This window comes from Actinoplanes sandaracinus (assembly GCF_030009775.1).
GTDB classification, from domain to species: domain Bacteria; phylum Actinomycetota; class Actinomycetes; order Mycobacteriales; family Micromonosporaceae; genus Actinoplanes; species Actinoplanes sandaracinus.
Window position 1 is genome coordinate 66,130 of the sequence record NZ_JASCTH010000025.1, and the last position, 23,243, is coordinate 89,372.

The 23,243-nt window shown below is 71.9% G+C and carries 26 protein-coding genes and 1 tRNA gene; 15 read left to right on the forward strand and 12 right to left on the reverse strand.

The annotated features are described in order from the left end of the window. Positions 1–301 precede the first annotated feature (301 nt). From QLQ12_RS32645 to QLQ12_RS32665, 5 genes are all read left to right on the forward strand, one after another. The gene (locus QLQ12_RS32645; protein WP_282764413.1) at positions 302–883 is read left to right on the forward strand and encodes a hypothetical protein; all 582 of its coding nucleotides are present in this window, start codon (positions 302–304) and stop codon (positions 881–883) included. A gap of 35 nt (positions 884–918) precedes the next feature. Continuing rightward, positions 919–1,302 carry a hypothetical protein gene (locus tag QLQ12_RS32650; protein ID WP_282764415.1) on the forward strand — a complete coding sequence of 128 codons (384 nt, stop codon included), beginning with the start codon at positions 919–921 and terminating at the stop codon, positions 1,300–1,302. Positions 1,303–1,321: 19 nt separating this feature from the next. Beyond that, on the forward strand, positions 1,322–1,903 hold the full coding sequence (locus tag QLQ12_RS32655; RefSeq protein ID WP_282764417.1) for a MauE/DoxX family redox-associated membrane protein: 582 nt from the start codon (positions 1,322–1,324) through the stop codon (positions 1,901–1,903). Beyond that, positions 1,900–2,493, forward strand: a complete 594-nt coding sequence (locus tag QLQ12_RS32660; RefSeq protein ID WP_282764419.1) for a thioredoxin domain-containing protein — start codon at positions 1,900–1,902, stop codon at positions 2,491–2,493. Before QLQ12_RS32655 ends, QLQ12_RS32660 begins: the two co-directional genes overlap by 4 nt. A 98-nt stretch (positions 2,494–2,591) precedes the next feature. Beyond that, positions 2,592–3,248, forward strand: a complete 657-nt coding sequence (locus QLQ12_RS32665) for a hypothetical protein (RefSeq protein WP_282764421.1) — start codon at positions 2,592–2,594, stop codon at positions 3,246–3,248. A 188-nt stretch (positions 3,249–3,436) separates the two neighbouring features. On the opposite strand, the gene QLQ12_RS32670 is transcribed toward QLQ12_RS32665, so the two are convergent. The 5 genes from QLQ12_RS32670 to QLQ12_RS32690 all read right to left on the reverse strand — a co-directional run bounded on the left by QLQ12_RS32670 (position 3,437) and on the right by QLQ12_RS32690 (position 8,914). Continuing rightward, entirely contained in the window at positions 3,437–4,108 is a 672-nt protein-coding gene (locus tag QLQ12_RS32670; RefSeq protein ID WP_282764423.1) for an enoyl-CoA hydratase-related protein, read from the reverse strand. 243 nt (positions 4,109–4,351) lie between these two features. Continuing rightward, positions 4,352–5,320 (reverse strand): aldo/keto reductase, encoded by a 969-nt coding sequence (locus QLQ12_RS32675; RefSeq protein WP_282764425.1) that lies wholly within the window; start codon positions 5,318–5,320, stop codon positions 4,352–4,354. 291 nt (positions 5,321–5,611) lie between these two features. Further along, a complete protein-coding gene (locus QLQ12_RS32680; RefSeq protein ID WP_282764619.1) occupies positions 5,612–6,613 on the reverse strand; it encodes an iron-containing redox enzyme family protein in 1,002 nt (333 codons plus the stop codon). A gap of 171 nt (positions 6,614–6,784) precedes the next feature. Continuing rightward, positions 6,785–7,927 (reverse strand): carboxylate-amine ligase, encoded by a 1,143-nt coding sequence (locus tag QLQ12_RS32685; protein ID WP_282764427.1) that lies wholly within the window; start codon positions 7,925–7,927, stop codon positions 6,785–6,787. A gap of 9 nt (positions 7,928–7,936) precedes the next feature. Continuing rightward, positions 7,937–8,914 (reverse strand): class I SAM-dependent methyltransferase, encoded by a 978-nt coding sequence (locus QLQ12_RS32690; protein ID WP_282764430.1) that lies wholly within the window; start codon positions 8,912–8,914, stop codon positions 7,937–7,939. Positions 8,915–9,081: 167 nt separating this feature from the next. Here QLQ12_RS32690 and QLQ12_RS32695 point away from each other — a divergent pair, with 167 nt between their 5' ends. After that, on the forward strand, positions 9,082–9,288 hold the full coding sequence (locus tag QLQ12_RS32695) for a hypothetical protein (protein ID WP_282764432.1): 207 nt from the start codon (positions 9,082–9,084) through the stop codon (positions 9,286–9,288). 146 nt (positions 9,289–9,434) lie between these two features. Beyond that, positions 9,435–10,433: a radical SAM protein gene (locus QLQ12_RS32700; protein WP_282764434.1), complete on the forward strand. Its 999-nt coding sequence runs from the start codon at positions 9,435–9,437 to the stop codon at positions 10,431–10,433. Positions 10,434–10,542: 109 nt separating this feature from the next. On the opposite strand, the gene QLQ12_RS32705 is transcribed toward QLQ12_RS32700, so the two are convergent. Next, the gene (locus tag QLQ12_RS32705; protein WP_282764436.1) at positions 10,543–11,535 is read right to left on the reverse strand and encodes a helix-turn-helix transcriptional regulator; all 993 of its coding nucleotides are present in this window, start codon (positions 11,533–11,535) and stop codon (positions 10,543–10,545) included. Positions 11,536–11,591: 56 nt separating this feature from the next. On the opposite strand from QLQ12_RS32705, the gene QLQ12_RS32710 reads away from it, so the two are divergent. Beyond that, a complete protein-coding gene (locus QLQ12_RS32710; protein ID WP_282764438.1) occupies positions 11,592–12,248 on the forward strand; it encodes an alpha/beta fold hydrolase in 657 nt (218 codons plus the stop codon). A 502-nt stretch (positions 12,249–12,750) separates the two neighbouring features. Continuing rightward, positions 12,751–13,170 carry a hypothetical protein gene (locus QLQ12_RS32715; protein ID WP_282764440.1) on the forward strand — a complete coding sequence of 140 codons (420 nt, stop codon included), beginning with the start codon at positions 12,751–12,753 and terminating at the stop codon, positions 13,168–13,170. 115 nt (positions 13,171–13,285) lie between these two features. Here QLQ12_RS32715 and QLQ12_RS32720 read toward each other — a convergent pair whose 3' ends face one another. Continuing rightward, positions 13,286–13,462, reverse strand: coding sequence for an acyl-CoA dehydrogenase family protein (locus tag QLQ12_RS32720; protein WP_282764442.1), 177 nt, complete (start codon positions 13,460–13,462; stop codon positions 13,286–13,288). Positions 13,463–13,672: 210 nt separating this feature from the next. Here QLQ12_RS32720 and QLQ12_RS32725 point away from each other — a divergent pair. The 6 genes from QLQ12_RS32725 to QLQ12_RS32750 all read left to right on the forward strand — a co-directional run bounded on the left by QLQ12_RS32725 (position 13,673) and on the right by QLQ12_RS32750 (position 19,189). Further along, a tRNA-Sec gene (locus tag QLQ12_RS32725) sits at positions 13,673–13,768 on the forward strand. Positions 13,769–13,795: 27 nt separating this feature from the next. Beyond that, positions 13,796–14,806, forward strand: a complete 1,011-nt coding sequence (selD, locus tag QLQ12_RS32730) for a selenide, water dikinase SelD (protein ID WP_282764444.1) — start codon at positions 13,796–13,798, stop codon at positions 14,804–14,806. After that, on the forward strand, positions 14,803–16,098 hold the full coding sequence (gene selA / locus QLQ12_RS32735) for an L-seryl-tRNA(Sec) selenium transferase (RefSeq protein WP_282764446.1): 1,296 nt from the start codon (positions 14,803–14,805) through the stop codon (positions 16,096–16,098). Before selD ends, selA begins: the two co-directional genes overlap by 4 nt. Beyond that, complete coding sequence (selB, locus tag QLQ12_RS32740) at positions 16,089–17,858, forward strand: selenocysteine-specific translation elongation factor (RefSeq protein ID WP_282764448.1); 1,770 nt, start codon at positions 16,089–16,091, stop codon at positions 17,856–17,858. Before selA ends, selB begins: the two co-directional genes overlap by 10 nt. Before the next feature lie 77 nt (positions 17,859–17,935). Further along, a complete protein-coding gene (locus QLQ12_RS32745; RefSeq protein WP_282764450.1) occupies positions 17,936–18,472 on the forward strand; it encodes a MauE/DoxX family redox-associated membrane protein in 537 nt (178 codons plus the stop codon). Positions 18,473–18,841: 369 nt separating this feature from the next. Continuing rightward, the gene (locus QLQ12_RS32750) at positions 18,842–19,189 is read left to right on the forward strand and encodes a hypothetical protein (protein WP_282764451.1); all 348 of its coding nucleotides are present in this window, start codon (positions 18,842–18,844) and stop codon (positions 19,187–19,189) included. A gap of 46 nt (positions 19,190–19,235) precedes the next feature. Here QLQ12_RS32750 and QLQ12_RS32755 read toward each other — a convergent pair whose 3' ends face one another. The 5 genes from QLQ12_RS32755 to QLQ12_RS32775 form a co-directional block, all read right to left on the reverse strand. Beyond that, positions 19,236–19,754: a SigE family RNA polymerase sigma factor gene (locus QLQ12_RS32755; RefSeq protein ID WP_282764453.1), complete on the reverse strand. Its 519-nt coding sequence runs from the start codon at positions 19,752–19,754 to the stop codon at positions 19,236–19,238. A 73-nt stretch (positions 19,755–19,827) separates the two neighbouring features. Continuing rightward, positions 19,828–20,313 (reverse strand): hypothetical protein, encoded by a 486-nt coding sequence (locus tag QLQ12_RS32760; protein WP_282764455.1) that lies wholly within the window; start codon positions 20,311–20,313, stop codon positions 19,828–19,830. Between the two features lie 251 nt (positions 20,314–20,564). Next, positions 20,565–21,113, reverse strand: coding sequence for a hypothetical protein (locus QLQ12_RS32765; protein ID WP_282764457.1), 549 nt, complete (start codon positions 21,111–21,113; stop codon positions 20,565–20,567). 1 nt (position 21,114) lies between these two features. Continuing rightward, positions 21,115–21,633, reverse strand: a complete 519-nt coding sequence (locus QLQ12_RS32770; RefSeq protein WP_282764459.1) for a hypothetical protein — start codon at positions 21,631–21,633, stop codon at positions 21,115–21,117. Positions 21,634–21,637: 4 nt separating this feature from the next. Beyond that, positions 21,638–22,351: a hypothetical protein gene (locus tag QLQ12_RS32775; protein ID WP_282764461.1), complete on the reverse strand. Its 714-nt coding sequence runs from the start codon at positions 22,349–22,351 to the stop codon at positions 21,638–21,640. Between the last annotated feature and the right edge of the window lie 892 nt (positions 22,352–23,243).

Here is a 23,243-nt window from a genome sequence, read left to right on the forward strand (position 1 = left end):
CCGGAGGTTCTTACGAATCGAGGAAACCGGGCTCCCGGCGGGCGCCGGCGGCGGGACCGCGAAGCTGTCCACGCCGCACCTCGGGAACGTCAGGTGGCGCCGAAGAAGCCGTGAACCGACCAGGTCGGTCATATCCGGTCATCGGGTCTGGCTCCGCACTCGTTCATCTTGAAAGATGCCGGCGGAGGCGAGGTCGACGTCGATCGTTCGGCGTACGCGCCTAGCGCGGCACTGCCGATGTCCCCGCAGGTCAGGGGCATGCAGTATCGACTCAAATCGATTGTCAACGTTGACTTCACCGGTGGCGCGTGGAAGTTTGGGGGCCATCAACGTCTATATAGGACGGGGCCAACTCACGATGGTTTTCCGACGTAAGTTCTCCAGGCGAGCGGTGGTGACAGGTGCTGCCGCAGCGGCGGCGACCGGCGCCACCGTCGCCCTGGCAGAGGGCGCGGCAGCCCAGGCCGCGCCGAAATCGTCACCCGGCGGAGCACGGATCGCCCGGGTGGTCAGCCATGTCGGCGACTCGGCCCAGGTCGAGGTGCTGTCGGCCGCCGGCGCCGTGGTCGCGACCACGACCGCGCCGGTCTCCGGCTTTCCGGCCGGCTGGCGGCTGCGCGCCGGCGACCGCGTCGTGCTGGCGCCGGACGACACTGTCAACCCGCTGGTCAAGCCGGTCCGGGGTCGCCTCGAGGGCTCCGGCCGCTCGTCGGCCCGCATCGGTGGTCGCAAGGTCTCCGTCTCGGAGGACATCGCCGCGGCAAGCAGCGCGGCCGTGGAGGAGAACGTCGCGTTCTGCGTCGACAATGACTCCGGTGAATCGCTTTCGGTCATGGGCCTGAAGCCGGTTTCGAGCTTCGCCGTCGTACCGCAAAACTCCTGACTCTCCTTTCTGCGCGAGGACCGAGAATGAGCCTGATGATCCAACGTGCCCACAAGAGGGCCGGCGACCACGATCAGAAGATGAGCGTGGACGGCCCGGCCACGGCCGGCCGCCGCGGTGTCCTGACATTCCTCAGCGTCGGCGGCATGGCCCTCGTCGGCGGTCTGGCCGGGGTGTTCCAGACGGCGGAGCCCGCTTCCGCCGGCCTGGCGTCGCCCTGCTGTTCGCTGGCCAGCAACACCAGGTGCAGTGGGCGCTGCCACAACTACACCTGTCCGAGTGGCTACTACAAGCGCTACTGGTGGTGCACCGCCGGTGTCCGCCCGATCGGGTGCGGCGAGTGCCAGAAGGGCAGCGGAACCTGCTGGGAGGGCACGTCTTTCGCCTGCTCGACCTGGTGGGACGACAACGCCTGCTGATTGACGAGAGGCTCCTTTCGTGACTGTTCTTTCGGCTCTCGTCGCCAGTGTGATCGCCGGGGTGCTGATCGTCGGCGGGACGGAGAAGTTCCGGTCCGGCGCCTCGTTCGCCGGCACACTCACAGGGCTGGGGATCACCGGCTATCCGCAGGCCTTCCTGCGGATAGCCGTGCCCTCGGCCGAACTCGCCATCGCCGCCGGCCTGATCCTCGCGCCCGCGGCGTCCTGGCCGGCCGCCGGCGTCGCGGTCCTCGGCCTCTGTTTCGCGGCCGCCGGACTGCTGAGCCTGCGGGCCGACCATCCGGTCGCCTGCTCCTGCCTGGGCGCGGCGACCAACGCCCTCCTCGGCTGGCGTCAGGTCGCCCTGCTGCCGTTGTGGATCGCGGCGGCCGTTCTCATTCATCAGATGCCGGTGCCGTGGCCGGCGTCGCAGGGCCTGCAGGTTCTGGCGCTGGTGGTGACGGCATCGGCCGGGCTGCATGCCGTCAAGGTGATCCGGGCATGGCGTGACGACTCTGCCCACCGCAAGGCCATCGAGGAGGCTTCCACGCTGAAGCCCGACATGGTCCAGGGCCTGCACCTAATCGGGGGTAAGCAATGACCATCGCCCTGTCGGCCGCCGTGATCCTGCTGGGAGTGCTCACGCTCCTGCTGCTCGGATCACAGGTGGAGATGTACCGAACCATCGAGCAACTACGGGAGTTCGGCGGACTGGTGGACCGGCCCGTGCCGCTCGACCTGCCGAAGAACCGGACGCCCAGCAAGGCGGGGCTGCCGGCGGAGCTGGACACCACGGTCCGCGCCGTGGTCCTGCTGCTGTCCGACCGGTGCGGCACCTGCCGGGCCCTCGCCGGGTCGCTCGACGGCGCCGTCAACGAGGACCTGTACCTCATCGTCGAGCCGGGGACCGGGGTGGACGGCGCGAGCGAGCTCGCCCTGACCTACCGGCTGGATCCCGCGCGGACCGTCATCGACGAAACCGGCGACATCAGCTCCGGGGTCGGCATCAGAGTCACGCCGGCGGCCATCGTGATCGAGAACGGCCGGATGACCCGGGCCAGCACCGTGCCGTCGACCCGGCAGCTGACCGACATCCTCAGCACCGTCCGGGCGCACCGCAGCTCCGGAGCCTCCGGCATGCAGCCGGTCGTCGGGCAGCCGGTCGACAGCGAGCCGGCCGGCGCTGCGTGACGACCGCAGCCGAGCTCCTCATCCCGGTCACGGTCCTGCTGGCCGCGACCGCGGGGTTCGCCCAGTTGTTCAGTCCTTGAGGTGTGTCCTTCGTTGGCATGTTGCGGCCGCTGGCGGTCGGTGACACGCCAATCCCTCTGGTTCAGGGGGACACGTCACTTCTCCATCGGCTGCGTAACGCCGGCCGCGCCACCGGCGCGCTGTGCGCGGGGTTCACCGCGTCCGCGGTCCTGCTGTTCGCGGTGGCCGGACTCGCAGGCAGGTCCTTCGGCATCGACTTCGTGCCGATGCGGATCCGGCTCGTCGTGGCGCTGCTGATCTGCGTGGCCCTGGTGGCGCTCGACGTCGTCGCCCTGCGCAGGCACGACATGTGCTCGATCACCCGGCGGCGGCAGACCCCGAAGAACCTGGTCTTCAAATACGGCGACACCCGGGGAGCACTGATCTGGGGCCTCGACACCGGGCTCGCGGTGACGACGTTCCGGGTCTCGTCGGCGACCTGGGGGCTGATCGGCCTGGGACTGCTGAACGTGGCGCCGTGGTGGCAGGGCATCGGTTACGCGGCGGGATTCTGCCTGCCGATCGCCGCCGCGATCCTGTTGGTGCCCCGCCGGCCGGACCAGCCGGACGGCAACTCCCGAGAACCGGGCTGGATCTCGCTGATCATGATCCGTTTCCGGCGCCTCGTGCAGGTGTGTGCGCTGGCCGTGTCACTGATCGCGGGTGTCACGGTGAGTCTGTCGGTGTTGTCCTGAGCACAGGCCCGATCGCCGGACCCCGTCCGGTGACCGGGCCTGCGGCAGTGGGGTGGCCCCGGCGGCCTGCCGCCCTGCCGTCGGCCGCGCGTGTCATCGATGTCTCGAGAGGGGGTCGCGGCGACGGTTCGCTCAGTGGGCCGCCGTCCGGCCGTCGCCCACGTGCGCACGGGGAGACGGGTCGCGCCTCAGGCCAGGGGGTTGAACGTGTCGCGCAGGATGTGCAGGACGGAGGCGTACATGCGGGCCTTGATCGTGCCGAGCGCGGGGCCGGCCTTGCCGGTCTGTGAGGCCGCGAGTTCGACGGCGGTGGAGCGCACCGCGTCTTCGGCGACCGCGTGGTCGACGATGGCGGCGGCGGCCGCGTCGACGCCGGAATAGCGGCGGGCCGAGATCATCGCCTGGTGCGCGGCCTGCGGCGTCAGCCGGGCCTGGATGAGCGCGGACATGCCCCGGGTGAACGGGATGCCGAGGTCCGCCTCCGGCAGGCACCAGTAGCCCCGGTCGGCGCGCATCACCCGGAAGTCGTGTGCCAGCGACAGCATCGCGCCGGCCGCGAAGGTGTGCCCCTGCAGGGCCGCCACGGTGACCAGCGGCAGCGCCAGAACCCGGGCGAACAGGTCGTGGACGCTGTTCACGTACGAGTCGTACTGATCGCTGTGGGCGCCGAGCCAGTCCAGGTCCAGGCCGTTGGAGAAGAACTTCCCGGTCGCGGCGGTCACCAGGGCACGTGCCTCGGACGCCTTCTCGACCTCGTCCAGTGCGGTGTGCACCGAGGCGATCCAGTCGGGGTGGAACCGGTTCTCACCGTCTCCGAGATCGAGGATGAAGACGTCGTTCTGACGATCGAGCGTGGGCACAGAAGGCTCCTCAGTGGGGCGGAGATCAGGGATCGCGGGGTTCGCGGCCGCGGCTCGTCGCCGCTGCCGGGCCGCCCCAGCCCTCGTCGCCGCTCGCGGATGGGCACGCGCCAGACGTTACTCGTCAGTAACTTATGGGGCAAGGCCACAGAACATGATCTCCCCAGGGCAGCTTTCGGCGTGGACGCCCCGGACCGGGGAGGTACGAGTGGACCGGGGCGTCCGCGCCGTCTGAGCAGGTGGTCACCACCAGTAGTTGTCCTGTGGACGATAGGGCTGCTCCAGCGCGGCGATCTCGGCGTCGGTGAGAGCGAGCTCCAGGGCCGCGACAGCATCGGCCAGATGGTGTGCCTTGGTGGCGCCCACGATCGGGCAGGACACCACCGGTTTGGAGAGCACCCACGCCAGGGCCACTTGAGCCATCGGAACGCCGCGGGCCCCGGCGACCGCCTGGACGGCGTCCACCACCGGCTTGTCGGCGTCCCGGTCGAAGGACCTGGCGACGGTGTCGGCGGACGAGCGCGCGGTCTGTTCGCCCCAGGGCCGGGTCGCGCGGCCCTTCGCCAGCGGCGAGTACGGAGTCAGGCCGACGCCCTGGTCGAGGCAGAGGGGAAGCATGTCGCGCTCCTCCTCCCGCTTGAGCACGTTGTACTGGTCCTGCATCGCCGAGAACGTGGTCCATCCGTTGACGACGGCGGTGTGCTGCATCTTGGCGAACTGCCACGTCCACATCGACGAGGCGCCGAGGTAGCGCACCTTGCCCGCCTGGACCAGGGTGTGCAGGGCGGCCATGGTCTCCTCGACCGGCGTCTCGGGATCGAAGCGGTGCACGTAGTACACGTCGATGTAGTCGGTGCCGAGCCGCCGCAGCGAGGCGTCGGCCTGTTCGAGGACCGCCTTGCGGGACAGGCCGCTGCCGCCGGGGCCGTCGTGCATCCGCCCGCTGACCTTGGTGGCCAGCACGATGTCCTCCCGCCGGGAGAACCGGTCGATCGCCCGGCCGACGAACTCCTCCGAGGTCCCCCCTTGGTACACGTTCGCGGTGTCCCAGAACGTGACACCCGACTCGACGGCCTGCCGGAAGAACACCGCCGCGGCGTCCTCGTCCAGCGTCCACTCGTGCATCCCCGCTCCCGGGTCGCCGTAACTCATGCAACCCAGCCCGATCCGGCTCACCCGGAGCCCGGTACGGCCCAGTCGTGCGTACTGCATCTGATCGCCTCTTTCGCGGATGTCATCTGACCGGGCCCACGCCGTACCGATGCAGCCTTCCACGCCGCAGACGTCAGGACGCCGCGGTGCTCGCGTCCGCGTACCGCAGCACAGCGCCGATGCCGTGCTCCAGTTCCACGGCCTCCGCGAGGTCGACGGCCACGACGGACAAACAGGCTCTCCAGCATCACGACCTCGCCGGCGTTGACGAAGATCGCCAGCCCGTACGGCCCGGGCTGGTAGGGGTGTCCGGCGACAGCGGAGCCGACGCGCCGGCGGTCGCTGAATCCGTCACGCCACGCCGGCGCGGGGAGAACCGAGGGAGGCGCCGTCGCGTAGCGACGACCGGTCCGCCTCCCAGGCGGCGAGCACGGCGCCGGCCCAGCGCGCGTCGAGCGCCAGGGCACAGCGGGCGCCGTACAGCAGGTCGCCGGCCAGCTCGGGCTCGGCCGCGGCGAAGGAGCCGCACATGTCGTGGGCGGCGATCTGCTCGTGCACGGCGTCCGCCTCCACGTGCTCGTCGTAGAACGCCGTGGCGCTCGCGTCGCCGCCGAGCCGCCGCAGCCCGTTGGCGTAGGCGCGGTTGGGTATCGAGGAGGTCATCTCGTACGCGGCGAGGTGACCCAGCAGAGCGGCGCGGTTGCGGCGGTGCAGCGCGAACAGCGACATCACGTTGTTCGTGGCCAGCGTCGCCGCGCCGACGTCGTCGACATACGCCCCGTAGGTCAGGTCGAGGCCGAACCAGCGCATCGTGCGCTTGAACATCTCCTGATGCATCTTCGGGAGGGCGCCGCCGCCGTACTCGTCGAACTGGATCTCGATGAGCGCCGCCTTGGCGCGGCCGGCCAGGCGCGGAATGGTGAAGGTGTGCGGATCGGCCTCGCGCAGGTGGTACACGGAGCGGTGCGTGACGAACTCGCGGAACTGCTCATGGGTGGCCCGGCCGCGCAGATAGCCGGACAGTGACGGTCCGTCGTCCGCGGTCGCCAGTTCGATCAGCCGGTGCGGCACGGCGCTCGCGTCGACCGGCTCGGGCGGACCGGCGAGCGCGTGCAGCGCGGTCTCGAAGTGGTCCTCCAGCGCGCGGCGTGCCCGCAGCAGGCCGGGATCCCACTCCCACCGGTCGTCCACCCCGTCCCAGCCGCGATACGCCAGCTCGTAGCAGACGAACAGCGCCAGATGCAGATCCTCGTCGTCGTCCGGCACCGGCGTGTGCGGCAATGTCGTCCTTCTCCCAGCGAGCGTGTCGATCAGCGCGGCCGAGACGGAACCTCGGGGGGAAGGGAGTTTCATGTCGCCAGGCTTCCCGCCCGGGCGCTCGATAAACGCCGCCCGGACGTCGCTCGCCGGGATCTCGATCACCTTGACGTCCACCCTCGTCTCCGTTTCGGCCCGCGTACGCCCTGCGGCCGGCCGATCGAACCCGGCCGCGGCGCCGTCGCGTGACGCCGGTGCGGGACGGGCTCACCCGTGCGCCGTCTGGCGGGCCAGGCCGGCCAGTACCGCGCGCAGGTCGCCGGTTCGCTGGAACCGCCGGCGTTGCCGGTCCGCACCGGTGCCGTGCGCCCGCAGCCCGGCCAGCCGTGTCTCGACCTCCGGTAGGTCGCCGTTGCGGGACAACGCCGCGGTGACCGTGGCGGCGAGTTCGTCGACGAGTTCCCATGCCGGCCGGGCCCGGTTGCGGCGCAGGTCGAGCAGGGTGCCGCCGAGGCCCTGGTGGGCGGCGTTCCAGTGGGCCGCCCGTACCGCGCCGTCGGGGATCGGCGGCGCGGTACGCCCGTCGGCGATGTCGTCGATCGCGGTGGCGACGAGTGCCCGGACCAGACCGGTCAGCAGGACCGCGTCGTCGACGGTCGGGCAGACGTCGGCGACACGGACCTCGACGGTGGGGTAGGTGGCCGACGGCCGGGCGTGCCAGAGGACGAGGTGGTCATCGAGCATGATGCCCGAGGCGACCAGCAGATCCACCGTGCGGTCGAGGTCCTCGGCGGACTCGAACCAGGGCGATGGCCCGAGGGCCGGCCACCGGTCCAGTTGCATCGCCCGCCAGCTGGCGTGACCGGTGTCGCGGCCGGCGTGGAACGGCGAGTTCACCGTGAGCGCCTGCACCACCGGCAGCCACGGGCGCAGGTGGTTGCAGACTTGTACGGCCAGTTCGCGATCGGGCACGCCGACGTGGACGTGGCACCCGCAGACCGCGGGGTCGTCGACGATCGGGCCGTAGTGGTCGAGGATGGCCTGGTAACGCGGGTTGCCGGTGGTGGTCCGGAAGGGTTCGGCGACCGGGGTGGCGCCTATCGCGACCAGACGTGTGCCGTTCATGTCCGCGGCATGGGCGGCGGCCCGCCGCAGGCGCTGTAACTGTTGCCGGATCTCCGTCAGGCTGGTGCAGACCGGGGTGACCATCTCGATCATGCTGTGCCGGAACTCCGGCCGGCTCTGCCCCCGGACCTCCGGCGGCAGCGCCCGCAGCACCGCCTCCGCGGCCGGGACGTTCTCCATGCTGTCCGGGTCGAGCAGCAGGAACTCCTCCTCGACGCCCACGGTGAGCAGCGACGAGTCCAGCGACCGGGCGGCGGCGGCCGCGGTTGGCTGTGCCGGGGTCATGATGGCCATCTAACCGCCGTCCCGGGTGGCGGTCAGCACCACGACGGCGATGCGCTCGGCGTGCGCGTAGGCCGGGCCGTCCAGTTCCTCGCTGTAGACGTCCGGGTCCACCTCCCGGTACGACCAGCGCAGGTCCGTGCCGTCGAGCCGCTCCTCGGCGGCTTCGCGGAACGGATCGCGGCCGTCGATGACGCTGGTGCCGCTGAACAGCACCAGTGTGCCGCCGGGGGCGAGCCGTCGCGCCGCCGCGTCCACGACCGCCAGGGAGAGCTCGTGCCCGTGCGGGCCGCCGTCGCGGTAGGTCCGGCCGATCGGATCGATCATGAACGGTGGATTGGAGATGATCAGGTCGAAGTCGCCGTCGACACCGTCGAGCAGGTCACTGTGGCGGGCCCGCACGTTCGAGGTGCCGGCCAGCACGGCGTTGAGCCGGGCGAACCGCAGGGCGGTGGGGTTGATGTCGACGGCGAGAACCTCAGCGTCCGGCGCCCGTTTCGCGATCGTGATCGCACCCGCGCCGGTGCCGCAGCCGATGTCCACCGCTCGTCGCACCGGCAGGTCGCGGGCCTCGACGGCGGCCGCGGCGGCGTCCGCCATGCGGTAGGTGTCGGGGCCGAAGAACACCGAGTCGGGCGCCGTCGTCGGGAAGGCGGAGTGTACGAAGATCTCACCGTCGTACGAGGAGAAGCGGACCAGGCTGCGGCAGAGGTCACCCGATCTGCGCAGCACACCGGCGGCGTCCATCAACTCCACGAGCCGGTCCGGAAGCACGCCGGGGCCGAAAGGGCGGCTCCAGCCGAAGACGCCACGCGGGTCGGCTGCCTGGGCGCTGGCGGGACGGCGGTTCACGCGTTCGTGGGTGGCCGGGGTGATCGTCGTGAAGTGATAGCCGGCGGTCCGCAGAGCGTCGCCGAGCTCCACGAGCGCGGCGTCGGCGGACCCCGGATCAGGGGATGGCGCGGTCGACTTCGGGGCGGTGATCGTCATGCGGCCCGGTTGCCCAGCAGACGGGGTCTCAATCGCCGGATGGCCGGATCACCGGAGTGGGCCGGCCGGAGCATGTCGTCGACCGGGCCGTGCGGCGGTTCGACCGGGACCGGGGGAGGGGCCGGACGACCGCGTTTCGCCGCGCCGCCGGCGGGTAGCCGCGCCACATGACACCGGCCGCCTCCGTGACCTTCATCGGCAACGCCACCACCCTGCTCCGGCTCGGCGCGTTCACCCTTCTCACCGATCCCGCCTTCGGGCCGGCGGGCAGCCGCGTGCACCTGGGGTACGGCGCCTGGACACGACGGCTGAAGGACCCGGCGATGACGTACGGCACGGCCCGGGTCTCGTCGACCGGTTGCTGCCGGACGTGATGGGCTCGCTGATCGAGTGGGAGGTGGACGGCGAGCGACGGCTGCGGCTCTACATCACCGTCGACCTGTCGCCGACCGTGCATCGATAGCCTGCCGTCGTACCCCGGCTGGGGTTTCTTGTGGTGAGGACCGGGCATACCGGCCGCATGTCGGTTGACCTGGACCCGCCGCTGCCCGCCCACCTCCAGGTGGAGGTCACCTCGGCGTGCAATCTGCGGTGCACGATGTGCCTGGTCCGGTACCGCCCACCGGTCAACAAGCTGGCCGGGGCGATGGCGCCGGAGCTGTACCACCGCCTGGTCGAGGACGTCCCGCTGCGGCAGCTCACCCTGCAGGGACTGGGCGAGCCTCTGCTGTCGCCCTATCTGCCGGAGATGATCGAGGCGGCGGTGCGGCGCGGCATCCGGGTCGGGTTCAACACCAACGCGACGCTGCTGAACCGGCGCCGCGCCGAGGAACTGGTGGCGAGCCGGGTGGACTGGCTGCACGTGTCGCTCGACGGGGCGACCGCGGGCGCCTACGAGGCGATTCGCGACGGCGCCGACTTCGATACCGTGATCGCCAACCTGACCGGCCTGGTCCAGGCCAAACGGGCGGCTCAGAGCGCGACCCCGTGGATCCGGGTGGTCTTCGTGGCGATGCGCGACAACGTTGCCGAGCTGCCCGCTCTGGTCCGGCTGCTCAGCCGGATCGGCGTCGACGAGCTACGGGTGCAGAACCTGTCGCACAGCTTCGACGACACCGACCCGGCCGGCCGTTACGAGGAGATCCGCACCTTCACCGCCGATCAGGCGCTGTGGACCGGCGCCGATCTGGCGCGCGCGGAGGCCGCTTTCGCCGAGGCCCGCCGGATCGCGGCCGGTGAGAACGTGCGGCTGCGGTTGCCCCGGTTCACCGGTGCGGACGGTGCGGACGGTGGCGGCTGCACCTGGCCGTGGGACGCCGCTTACATCACCAGCGCCGGAGTGGTTCAGCCGTGCTGCATGGTGATGGGCGACGACAGGGTGTCGCTCGGCGACCTCAACGACACCGGCTTCCCGGAGATCTGGCGCGGCGCGGCATACCGCGACTTCCGGCGGCGTCTGGCCGGCGACGATCCGCCGGAGGTCTGCCGCGGCTGCTCCCTCTATCACCACACCTTCTGATCCCCTATGGGCCGGCTGCTGTCCGGAGGAGGATCGGGACTGGCCCGGCGCCGACTCGGCGTGGGCGGTGCCGGCCAGACCTGCGGCGGCTCGGACAGCGGGGCCGCGTTCACCGACCGCCGGAGCGGTCCGGCCGGGGCGGGACCCGTCCGCTCGCGGCCTGCAGCCGGGCGCCCAGGCGGGCGACCTCGGCCCGGAGCTCGTCCGGGGTCTCGACGGTGAAATCCCATCCCAGACCGGCGAGCATCTGGGCCATGCCGTCGAGGCGCTCGGCGCGGGTGGTCAGGCGCACACCGGACCGCGTACGGCTGAGGGTGGCGACCGTGGGCGGGATCCGTCGCCGGGCCTGCTCCAGATCGGTGTGCAGGAGCACGGACACCTCGTGCCGCCAGTTCCCGGTGGCGAGTCCCGCCGCGACGTGGGCGGCCGGGTCGAAGCCGGCCGGGACCTCGAAGGCGCCGTCGCGGAGGGTGGCCCCGCTGATCCGGTCCAGGCGGAACGTGCGGACCGTTCCGCGCTCGTGGTCGTGGCCGGTGACGAACCATCTGCCGCCATGGAACACCAGCCCGTACGGGTCGAGCTCCCGGCCGGCCGGGCCGGCGCCGGGTTTGGTGTAGGTGAAGGCCACCGGGCGCCGGCCGCTCGCGGCGGTGGCCAGTGTGAGCAGCGTTCCGGTGGCCGTGTCCGGTGCGGACACCGGCCTCGTGGCGGTGAAGTCGAGAGTGGCCAGCAGCGCGTCGATCCGCGCGCGCAGGGCGGTCGGCAGGACGCGTTGGATCTTCGCCAGGGCGGTCTCGCCGGCGGCCGCGGTGGTGGCCAGGCCGGTGCGGCGGCCGGCGACCAGGCCGAGCAGCACGGCGACGGCCTCGTCGTCGGTGAGCATGAGCGGAGGCAGCCGGTAACCGGGGGCGAGCACGTAACCGCCGTAGCGCCCGCGGCGGCCCTCCACCGGGATGCCGAGTTCGGCCAGGTGTGCCGCGTAGCGGCGGACGGTGCGCTCGTCGACACCGAGACGCTCGGCGAGGTGCCCGACCGTGCGGCCCGCCGGGGTGGCCTGGAGCAACTCCAGCAGGCCGAGAACCCGGCCCAGTGACTGTGGCATGGGCCACAGGTTATACCGGGCGGAAGCTGCCCGGTATTCGGCATAGCGTTACCGTCATGACGACATACGTGCTGGTTCCGGGGTTCTGGCTGGGCGGTTGGGCGTGGGACGCGGTGGCCGCGCCCTTGCGCGCCGAAGGGCACGACGTCCACCAGGTCTCGCCCGTCCTCGACCGGGGCGCCACGGTGGCCGATCACGTCGATCAGCTCACCGGACTGCTGAGCGGCCTGGACGACGTCGTGCTGGTCGGGCACAGCTACGGTGGGCTGATCGTCACCGCGGCGGCCGACCGGGCGCCCGAGCGGGTGGCTCGCCTGGTCTACGTCGACACCGGTCCGCTGCCCGACGGCATGTCCCAGGCCGACTTCGAGGGTGCGCCACCGCAGGAGGCCGACGGCATGGTGCCGGTGCCGGCCGACGCGCCGCCGTCGGCCGCGGGCTTCGACTGGGCGGTGATCCGCGAGCGCGGCCGGGCCCAGCCGATCGGCACGGCCACCGGTCCGGTGCGCCACGGTGGGGCGTGGCGATCGGTGCCGCGTACCGGGATCCTCTGCTCTTTCACCGAAACGCAGCTGCGTGAGCTCGCGGCGACCGTGCCGGCGTTCGCCCTGATGGTCGGTGACGACTGGACCTATGCCGAGCTGCCGACCGGGCACTGGCCGATGTTCTCCGAGCCGCGGGCGCTGGCGTCCCTGCTGTCCGGGCTCGCGTGAGGGGCGATTCCTCGCCCCGCGCGGCTTCTGACCCGCCGCGAAGCAGTCCGGACCGCACATGAAGTTGCGGGTGTGCAGGGCGGACAGCTCGGCCGCCTCGTCGTCGGGGAACCCGAGGCGGGACAGATGCCGCCTGCGGCCGGTGTCCATCTCCGCCTGGAGCTGTTGCCCCGCCAGGTGGCCGCGCTCCAGCGCCTCCGGTGTCCACCCGCCCGCCGCCAGCAGCAACAGCGCGTCGAACACGTCCTGGTTGAGCCCGGCGGTGTCGATGAGCACGTCGTGACGCCGTTCGATGGCGCCCCGCAGCCGGCCGAGCATCGTCGGGTCCGACGCCGACTGGTGTTCCAGATGCGCCACCCCGAACGCCATGTGCCGCGCCTCGTCGGCGCGGGCCAGCCGGGTGACCGCCTGGGTGACGGGGTCGGGGGCGTGCCGGTCGAGGAAGGTGAGCAGGTGCACGAAGGTGCCCTCGCCGAGCACCGACAGCAGGAACGAGGCGAGGGTGAAGTCGGGCTCGGCCAGCAGCGACGCCAGCGACGCCCGGCCGCCGGCCGAGGAACTGCCCATCTGGCCGCCGGTGTGCAGGGCCCGCCGGGTGAAGACGTCGACGTGCCGGGCCGCGTCGGCGGCCTGGACCGCGAGCAGCCCCAGCACCTCCCGGAAGTGCGGGTGGATGCGGGTCAGCAGCCGGGCCGGGATGACCAGGGCGGCCAGGCCCCAGTGCCCGGGCGGCCGGCGGGCCACCGAGCCCGGCTCGCCGGCCCGTTCGGCGCGGGCCCAGCGGTCGGTGTCACGCATGGTCAGCGCCCGGACGGTCAGGCCCCGGGTCTCGGCGAGCCGGCGGGCCCGGCCCCAGGCGAGCGGAGAGTTCCACGCGGCGTCGATCCGCCCGGCGATCAGGTCTTCGACCTGCCGCTCGTAGTGGGAGTAGAGGACGTAGCCGAACGGCGGGCCGGCCGCCACGAGCCAGTCCCGGAAGCCGTTCCAGATGGTCACGACCTTCGGGTCGTAGGCGACCGCGCCCATCGTGAAGGCGGTCATGCCGGCACCGCCGGGGCGTCGAACAGCGGCAGGCCGAGGCCGGCGCCGCCCACCTCGTGGGCGCTGGTCAGCCCGAGCAGACCCGCGGCGCCGAGGGCGGCGATCGCGGCCCTCGGGTACTCGCCGGTCCGGTCGACGTCCGCCGCGTGCGGGCGGACCTCCGCGTCCAGCACAGCCTGCAGTGCGGCCCCTGCAGTGCGGCCCGATAATCCGTCATGTCGCTCCCCGTGCGATATCTGTCACCGATCGCGATGGACGATGACGCGGCGGTGCCGACAGATCCACAGGGGAGCAGCGGCACCGTCCCGTCCGATCTCGACCCCGTCATCACCGGAGGGGTCACGATCATGGTGGACGGCTTGGGCTAACATCCATCCCCGTATGGAGGCGTTTGAGTTCCTGGTGGTCTCCCCCGCCTTCAAAGCGGGTGGGCCTGGCTCAGCCTGGCCGGCGGGTTCGATTCCTGTCCGCCTCCGCCATAAGACGTCTGCGGGGAGAAACGTCGGATGGATGTGCTCGACGATCCGGTGCGCCTGACCCGATTCGCCCGAGGCGGCGGCTGCGCCTGCAAGATACCGCCGGGCGAGCTGGAGTCCGCGCTGGCCGGGGTCTTCAGCCCGCTCGCCGCGCCGGCCCATGAGCTGCTGGTCGGACTGGAGTCCGGCGACGACGCGGCCGCGGTCCGGCTCTCCGGCGAAACGGCGATCATCGCGACCACCGACTTCTTCACCCCGGTGGTCGACGACCCGTACGACTGGGGCCGGATCGCCGCCGCGAACGCCCTGTCGGACGTCTATGCGATGGGCGGCGACCCCATCCTCGCCGTGAACCTGCTGGCCTGGCCGCGTGACCTGCTGCCGATGACGATCGCCTCCGAGGTGCTGCGCGGCGGCTTCGACATCACCCGGGAAGCGGGCTGCCATCTGGCCGGAGGACACAGCGTCGACGACGCCGAACCCAAGTACGGCCTGGCGGTCACCGGGATCGGCGACGCCCGCCGCCTGCTGCGCAACGACGCCGGCCGTCCGGGTGTCCCGCTGAGCCTGACCAAGCCGCTGGGCGTGGGCGTGCTGAATTCGCGGCACAAGGCGACCGGTGAGAGTTTCCCGCAGGCCGTCGCCGTGATGACCACGCTGAACCGGGCCGCGTCCAAGGCCGCCCTGCACGCGGGCGTGGTCTGCGCGACCGACGTGACCGGCTTCGGGCTGTTGGGTCACCTGCACAAACTCGCCCGCGCGAGCGGCGTCACCGCGATCGTCGACGCGGCCGCGGTGCCCTACCTGGACGGCGCCCGCGAAGCCGCCCGGGACGGGTTCGTCAGCGGCGGCTCACGCCGCAACCTCGACTGGGTCCAGCCGCACACGAGCTGGAGCTCGCGGGTCACCGAGCTGGAGCGGCTGCTGCTCGCGGACGCGCAGACCTCCGGTGGCCTGCTGGTCGCCGGCGAGATCCCGGGCGCCCCGGTGATCGGCGAGCTGGTGCCCTTCGACGGCGAGCACACCCTGGTCGTCCGGTGACCGGCGATCCGCGCCGCAGCATTCCCCGCACCGACACCCTGCTCGCCGACCAGCGGCTGGCCGCCGCCTGTCAGGAGTTCGGCGCCGACCTGGTGAAGCAGGTGGTCCGCGACGCGCAGCAGCAGGCCCGCGCCGGCCGGATCGAACCGGCCGCGGTCCTGCACACCGCGCTCGCCGCGCTGCCCTCGGCCCCGGCCCTGCTGCGCCGGGTCATCAACGCGACCGGTGTGGTGCTGCACACCAACCTCGGCCGCGCGCCCCTGTCGGCGGCGGCCGTCGAGGCGGTCACCGCGGCCGCCGGATACGTCGACATCGAGTACGACGTGGCCACGGGCGCCCGGGCCCGCCGCGGGCGCAGCGCTCTCGACGCCCTGCGGGCCGCGGTCCCGGACGCCGGCGACGTGCACGTGGTCAACAACGGGGCGGCCGCGATCGTGCTGGCCGCCACCGCGCTCGCGGCCGGCCGGGAGATCGTCGTGGCCCGGTCGGAGATGGTGGAGATCGGCGACGGCTTCCGGCTGCACGAGTTGCTGGCCAGCACCGGCGCCCGGCTGCGTGAGGTCGGCGCCACCAACCGGGTGCACCGGCGTGACTACGCCGACGCGGTCGGCCCGGACACCGGATTCATCCTCAAGGTCCACCCGTCCAACTTCCGGATCGAGGGCTTCACCTCTCATGTGGGTGTCGCCGAACTGGCCGGGCTGCCGGTGCCGGTGGTCGCCGACATCGGCTCCGGCCTGCTGCGCCCGGAACCCCTGCTGCCCGACGAACCGGACGCCGCGTCCTGGCTGCGTGCGGGTGCGACGGTGGTCACCGCCAGCGGTGACAAGCTGCTCGGCGGCCCGCAGGCCGGTCTGCTGCTCGGCGGCCGCGAGGTGATCGAGACGCTACGGCGGCACCCGCTGGCCCGGGCGCTGCGCGTCGACAAGCTCACCCTCGCCGCGCTGGAGGCTACGCTGCGCCGGCCCGCGAACCCGACGACGGCCGCCCTGCACGCCGACGAGCGACAACTGCGGGAACGCGCCGGAAAGCTGGCGGCCCGGCTCGCCGCGAGCGGCATCACGGCGACCGTGACGCCCAGCGAGGGTGTCGTCGGCGGCGGTTCGGCGCCGGGCCTGACGTTGCCCGGCTGGGCCGTCCGGCTCCCGTCCACGCTCGCCGAGCCGCTGCGCCGCGGTGTCCCGTGCGTGGTCGGCCGGGTCCACGACGGCCACGTGCTGCTGGACCTGCGCTGCGTCCCGCCGGCCGTCGACGACGTCCTGGCCGGGGCCGTGGAGCGCGCATGTTCGTGATCGCCACCGCCGGGCACGTCGACCACGGCAAGTCGACGCTGGTGCGGGCGCTGACCGGGATGGAACCCGACCGGTGGGCCGAGGAACGCCGCCGCGGCATGACCATCGACCTCGGGTTCGCCTGGACCACCCTCGACGACGAGCACATGACGGCGTTCGTCGACGTGCCCGGTCACCAGCGGTTCGTGTCGAACATGCTGGCCGGCGCCGGGCCGGTCACCGCGGTGATGTTCGTCGTCGCCGCCGACGAGGGCTGGCGGCGACAGTCCGCGGAGCACCTCGCGGCGCTGCACGCGCTCGACGTCCGTCATGGGGTCCTCGTGATCACCCGCTGCGACCTCGCCGACCCGGGCCCGGCCATCGAGCAGGCACGCGAGCAGTTGGACGGCACCGGCCTGGCCGGGATGCCGGTGGTCGCGGTGTCGGCGGTGACCGGTCAGGGCCTCGGGGCGCTCCGGGACACGCTGCGCGACTTCACGCGGACGCTGCCCGCGCCGCGGCCGGGTCCGGCACGGCTGTGGGTGGATCGCTCGTTCAGCGTGCGGGGCAGTGGAACCGTGGTGACCGGGACGCTGGCGTCGGGAACCGTGGCGGTCGGCGACGAGCTGCTGCTGCAACCGTCGGGCCGCGCGGTCCAGGTCCGCGGCCTGCAGAGCCTCAAGACCGACGTCGACCGGGCCGACGCGGTCGCCCGGCTCGCCGTCAACCTGCGCGGCCTGAGCGCCGGCGAGGTACGCCGCGGGCAGGCCCTGGTCGAGCCGGGCGCCTTCGCCCCGGTCGCCACCATGGACGTCCGCCTGATCCGCTCCGCCGACGACCTGCCCGCCCAGCTCACCCTGCACATCGGGTCCGCGGCGGTGCCCGTGCGGGTGCGGATGCTCGGCCCCGCGGCCGCCCGTCTGACCCTGGCCACGCCGCTGCCGTTGCATGCCGGCGAGCGTGGATTGCTGCGTGATCCCGGGGCCCAGCAGATCGTCGCCGGGTTCGTCGTCCTCGACACCATGCCGCCGCGGCTGCACGCCCGTGGCGACGCCCGGCGGCGGGCCACGCGGCTGTCCGCGATGAGCGACCGGCCGACCGTCCTGGACGAGGTGAGCCGCCGTGGCGCCGTCCGGCGCGAACATCTGGTCACGGCGGGTGTCATGTCCCGGCTGGGTGCCGCCCCCGACAGCGTGATCACGGCGGGCGAGTGGCTGGTCGATCCGGTCGTCTGGAAGGAATGGGCGGCCGCGCTGCGCCGGGCCGTCGACGAGTGGGCGGTGAGCAACCCGCTGTCGCCGGGCCTGCCTCCGGAGGCGGCCGCACGCCGGGCCGGCATCAGCGATCCACGGTTGATCGGCGCTCTCACCGCGGAGGCCGGGCTCGTCCTGGACAGCGGCGGCATACGTGGCAGGGAGACGGGGATCCGTTTCCCGGAGCCGGTGCGCCGCGCGCTGGACGAGGTCCGGGCCGGGCTGCGGGAGGACCCGTTCGGCGCGCCCGGCGCCGAGGACTTCGCCCGGCTCGGACTGTCCCGGCAGCATCTGGCCGCCGCCGTCACCGCGGGCGTGCTCTACCGGGTCGCCGACGGTGTCTACCTGCTGCCCGGCGCGATCGCCGAGGCGATCCGGCGGCTCATCGCGCTGGAGCAGCCGTTCACGGTCAGTCAGGCCCGGGAAGCCTGGGGCACCAGCCGCCGCGTCGCGGTGCCGCTGCTGGAACACCTCGACCAGCAGGGCGCCACCCGCCGGCTCGACACGGCCCGCCGCGTTGTCCGCTGACCGAGCCGACATGACCGGGACGCGCGGCGCTGACGGCGTGTCCGTCAAACCGGCATCCCTCCAGGAAGGACACGTCGATGTACGAGCGGATCGCCGAAGCGATAGCGATGGGTGGCGCGCTGCTCCTGCTGGCAGCCGGTGCGGGGCACCTACGCCGGCTGGGGCACCTCACCGCGGTGCTGGCAGCGCAGCGGCTGGTCCCGCTGTGGTCGCGCCGGCCGCTGGCCGCGATCGTCGCCGTCACCGAGATCGGCGCGGGCGCCATGGCGGTCGCCGGATGGCTGGTGCCGTACTGGCCGTTGATGATCCTGATGGCGGCGGTCTACGCGGCGTTCGGCGTCTACACCACCGTGTTGCGCGTCCGGCGGCCCGGCGCTCCCTGCGGATGCTTCGACGGTGGCAGCGTCGTCTCCTGGGGCGTGGTCGCCCGGGCCTGGGTGTTCTGCGCCGCCGCGATCGTGGTGGCGCCGGGGCTGGATGCGGGCGTCGCCGCGGCGGACCGGTTCGTCGTCGGGTGCGCCGCGATCCTGGTCGCCCTGATCACGTGGCTGGCGCCCCAGCTGGCCGGCGTGGCCGGGCCCGCACGGGCCGGAACCGGCGGCCGGCGCGGGTGAATCAGCCGGCGGTGGCCGTCGCGACGGCCACCCACCCGATGAGGTCGAGCCCGGCGGCGGCGGCGGGTTACTCCGCGGGGGGGGCCCGGCCCCCCCCCCCCCGACCGGATGAGGTCGAGCCGGGCGGCGGCGTCGGGGCCGGTCGCCGCCAGGTGCCAGCGCCGGCCCGCGGGCGTGTTCATGGTGAGGTAGGTCGTCTCCGCGCTGTCGTCGACCGTCAGCAGGGCCTGCGCGCCGCCCAGGGAGCCGAACCAGTCCTGCGGGTCGGGTACGCCGGGCAGCCCGGGACGGTCCTCGGCGCCGACCACGACGGCGAGCTCAGTTTGTGCGCTCCCACCCGCCGGCACCGACAGCACGGCTCGGTCGCCGGTGCGCGGCAGCACGGCGGTCGATGGCCGCCCGGCGGTCACTCCGGCGTCCACCAGCTTCGCCTCGGCGGGAAGGCCCCGCATCACCGCGTCGCCGAGGCGTACGCCGTCCGCCCCGACCCGCTGGGGGGCCACTGTCGACGGCGCCGGCACGGGTGAGGTCGCCGCCGCGGAACTGGCCGACTGGACGGTGCCGGGCCCGGGATCGAAGACGTTCACCAGGCCGACACCCGCGGTGGCCGCCAGCGCCACTCCGCAGACGGCGGCCGCGGCCGTGGTGGCGGTGCGGCGCGACCGGCGCCGCCGGGCTGTCGCGGTGAGGCGGTCCGCGTCGACCAGCAGTTCGTAGGGGCCGTCCCGGAACTCGGTGGCCAGCAGTTCTTCCAGCTTCTCCGTCATGGCGTCTCCTGAAGGTCCGCTGCCCGGTCCAGTGACCGCAGCTCATCGATCCGAAGGTCGCGGCGCAGGCTCCGCAGAGCGCGATGCCGCAGGGAACGGATGGTGGCGGGCCGGCGGTGCAGCAGACTGGCGATCTCCTCGTCGTCGGCCCCGTCGAGGAACCCGAGGACGAGAACCGTCCGCTGCAGGGGCGGCAGTGTGGCGAGCGCCCGGCGCAGCTCATCGCGATGCTCCACGCTGTCCAGTGCCCCGTCCGTGGCGGCCAGATTCTCACTGACCGCCACGGACGGTCGCCGCCGGCGCCACCAGCTGACATTCGTCCGCGCCATGATGGTCTTGACGTAGCCGACCGGGTTGCCGTCCTGCCTGATTCGCGACCACGCGCCCATGGCTCTCACCAGGGAGTCCTGCAACAGGTCCTCGGCCGCGTGCCGATCGCCGGCGAGCACGTAGGCGTAGCGAGCCAGACCGGGCAGCGCCTGCCGCACGAACTCGTCGAACGTCGTGTCCGTCATGTCACCTCCGTTTTCCTGCCTACTAGTACGCCGGAGCCGGAGCATGTGTTGCAGGCGCCGGAGGAGAATCTCGTCAGATCACCGCCGCCCAGATCCCCCCGGCGAACGCCATGACCAGAATGGCCTTGATCCACCGCTCGTAACGGGAGAACTCCAGGTCCCAGGAGTTGTCGTCGCTGAACCTCAGGTTGGACGACGTCATGATGGAGCGGCCCAGCCCGAAGCCCAGGCCCGCGAGCAGCGCGGCGACCGGGGACGCGAGCAGAGCGATGGCCGGCAGCAGGACGTACGGCAGACCGCTGGTGACGTAGGTGCGCAGGCCGGTGCCCATCTCGAGGCCGAACTGCAGCGGCCCGAAGAAGCGTCCGTGACGGAACACGGTCACCGGCACCAGACGGGCGTTCTGCGGCAGCCCGAAGGACAGCAGACCGAACTCCCGGGCGGCGATGACGCCGAACCAGCTCACCAACAGCACGACCCACACGCTGGGCGGTGCCGCCAGGCGGAGGAGGGAGCCGGCCACGAGGGCGCCGAGCGCGGTGACGAGCGCACCGAGCACCTGCCCCAGACAGAAGGAGAATTGTGGATAACCTCGCCAGACCGGCGAGTTCAGCACGAAGGCCGAGTTGCGGCTTCAAGTGGAGCCGCTGACAGCGAAGCCTCCTGCCGCACCCGCGACCAGCCACCCGATGAGACTGGCCGCGGAAGCGGCGCCGATGTGCAGTAGAACGCCGCCCGCCGCCACGGCACCGATCGATGCCGTGGCGACAAGCGGGTGCCACAGCATGCGCGGTGGCGTTGCGACGGTCATCAGACCGGAGCGCGGCAGATCGTCAGGTACGTGCGGGACGATCCGCCGCCGGACACGCGGGTGTTGCCGTCCGAGCAGCGCCACACTTTGTTGCCGACCTTCCACTTCCACGCGTTCTTGGTGCTGCTCGAACCGCAGGCGCTGGAGATGGGCGTGTACGTGGTGATGATCGGGGCGTCCCGAACGGTGCCCTTCCGGTGCCACCCCGACGCGCAGTACATGCTGCCCATGAAGTCACCGCCGAAGCAGGCTCCGGGCTCGTTGCGGTACGCGCCGCCGGTGTCCTTCTCCTCGGCGTACCCACTCGGGTAGGCGTCCTTGCAGTCGTTGCGGTCCCAGCCCTTGAGCCCGTTGGGACCGTTCTCCGCCCGTGCCGCCCGCTGACCCGCCAGAGGGGACCAGCTCAGCGCCGTGGCGCCCAGGGTGAGGCTCGAGAAGGCGACACCGCGCAGGACCGTACGGCGCCGGGTGGAGGTCTTGCCGAGCCCGGTCAGGGCCAGGGTCGGCTCGGTGACGGCCGAGTTCTCGGCGTCGGGGATCTGTTCCATGTCAAGCGGCATTGGCGCGCCCATTCTCCTCGGATTGACTCAACAGGCCCCAGGACTGAAGGACCGGAGTGACGTCGCGTTCATTGGCCGGCAGGTGCAGGCGTCGCACCTGGCCCTGACCGTCCACCTGCAACAGGATCGGCGTGCTCAGATGAGCGATCGCTGACCATGCGCGGTCGTCCCGCACGACCGGGAGACCACCACTGAGCCCGTTCCACTGCTCCTCGGGCTCGAATGTCAGCAGGACCGCCGCCGCACTGTCCGGCGCGGACATCACGGAGCCGACCTGCTGCACCACGGCCACGCACAACGGGCAGCCACTGTCGACAGCGAGCACCAGACCGCCTCGGTCACCGACCACGCTGCGAGGGAGCTCGATGTCGACTCGCTCTCCCGTGACCGCCCCCGCCTCGACCCGAGCCCGCAGCATCCGGACCTCACGGAGCACAGCGCCGAGGCCGAGGAACAGGATGATGAGGGCGACCCAGGTGAGAAGCAGCAGGGCCCACAACGGACTCACCGAATTACCGTCCGGACCACTCGACGTTGATGCCGTCGAGCCAGCCGAGCAACTCCGCGTCCGGCACCTCCTCCAGCGCGTCGAGGTGCACCTCGGCCACCGCCTTGGAGAAGCCCATGGTGAACGCGAAGTTCTCCACGCCGGTGGCGTTCGCGGCGACGCCCGGCAGCCGGGACCGCCACACCTCTCCGGACGCGGTCTTGGCGCCGCGTGCCTTCGGCAGCAGGTCACGCCCGCGGTCGGGGGACGGGACGTTGACCGACCCGCGGTTCTCGACCGTGGCGAGCACGTGCTCGCTCGCGACGCTCAGCAGCGTCGACTTCTTCGGCACGACACGCATGCCTTCCGGCTGGTCGTCGATGTCGAGCACCGAGAACAGACCGGTCAGGTTGACGTCGGTGGGCGCGGGCCCGGAGAAGACCGTCATCAGCTCGTGGTGCTTGCCGAGCAGCGACACGATCGTGGAGCTTCCGTCGTTGGCTTCCGAGACGATCACTTCCCGGTTGCCGACCACCAGCCGCTTCTTCACCGAAGCAGCCACGAAGTACGTGGTGGCGAAGTCGTGGTTGCCTCGGGTGCCGATCTGAAAGCCCCGGCCGTAGTTGCCACCGACGAACCGGACGCCGGCGACTCGATCGGCCAGACTCGACCCGTCGTTCCACTGCACGCGGACCCACGCGCCACTGGGCGCTCTGGTGTCCACCGTTGTTGTCGTCACTCTTCAACCCCCTGAATCAATTGAAGGGGATGCATGGCAAACCGATTGAACATGGCAAGCAGGCCCCCCGTGGTTTCGCAGCCTGCCACATTGGATCAAGCGGTCGCTACCCTCCGATTGACGGGGGCCGCCGTTGGAAAACGCTTTCTCCGACCCGGAAGTCGCCGCGGTTTCGCCACTGTGGAGGGTTATTGCTCGCGTCGCCACCATGCGGGCGATGTGGGCGCTCAGGGGCGTATGTCGGCCCGACGCGAGCGCGCCGGCACTCGGGCGGAAAAGTATTCCGCAGTGGGAAAACTGACGCCGATCCGATCGTCGGGGCGGCGATGTGGCCGGAACTTAACTTGTTAAGCGCATTCGCCCCAACCAGACGTAAGTGATGCACGTAAATGCCATTGGGGAATGACGCCTCGATGGCGACTGCGTTCGTGGGTCGCCGGGTGGGCGCAGGGAGGGGTTCGGGTGCTATCGGCGCCCGGAATTGATTTTCGAATCCGCGTTTCGTAAACGGTCAATGCTGTAACAATGTGACTGATTGAGGCACGCCGTTGTATTATCGGGCCGGCGGATGTGTCACGCCTTGCCAGGCGGGGATCGCGTCGCTGGAGTGAGCTCGGTGAACGCCGTGGCGACCCGTGGCCCACGGCGGCGCCGTCGACTGCTTCCGGGGCGCCACGGCGCGGCTTCCGCGAGAGAGCGTGGCCCGCGATCATCGACGGTGAGGCTCTGTCGATGGGCGGCCCACGCGTAGGTCTGCACAGGCGTCCGGGCCCCGGGTGTGATCGGCTTCTATTGATTCTTCACGTGCCGATTGCCGCCGGTGGTATGCGCCGGGGGGGGGGGGGTGGGGGGGGGCAAAAACAACCCCCCCCCCCCCCCCGCCCCCCCCCCC